The organism is Tamlana crocina (genome assembly GCF_012037625.1).
This window is the reverse complement of the sequence record NZ_JAAVJS010000145.1, coordinates 1-516: the sequence shown is the minus strand read 5'-3', so window position 1 is coordinate 516 and position 516 is coordinate 1. Positions and strand designations below refer to the sequence as shown.

The following is a 516-nucleotide window of genomic DNA, read 5'->3' as shown; positions in this document are numbered from 1 at the left end:
GAACATATGACTCCGGTAGTGCTGCTAACCGACGGATATATTGCAAACGGATCTGCACCCTGGAAAATTAGAAAAGTAGAAGACCTTCCTGAAATAAAAACCAGGTTGGTTAAAGAAGGTAAGGAAGACTGGCATCCATATAACCGGGATGAGATCACTCTTGCCAGAGATTGGGCAGTACCGGGTACTCCGGGGCTGGAACATCGCGTAGGAGGTCTTGAAAAAGATGCGGGAACAGGAAACGTTTCCCACGTTCCCCAAAACCACGAAGTGATGACACAAGTGAGAGCTGAAAAAGTAAGAAGGGTACAAAGCTTCATTCCTGAACTTGTTCCTGAATTCGCTTCAGAAGGGGATCTACTTATTATAGGTTGGGGAGGAACTTATGGTTCTCTTCACACCGCTGCCAAGCAACTTTATGATGAAGGCTTCAGAAATATTGGATTCGCTCATTTCAACTATATCAATCCGCTTCCAAAGAACACTGAAGAGCTGTTCAGCAAGTTCAAAAAAATA

Annotated in this window: 1 pseudogene; it reads left to right on the top strand. The window is 44.2% G+C overall.

The window, feature by feature from the left end:
- A pseudogene (locus tag HC176_RS16040) lies at positions 1 to 516 on the top strand (2-oxoacid:acceptor oxidoreductase subunit alpha); the annotation flags it as partial.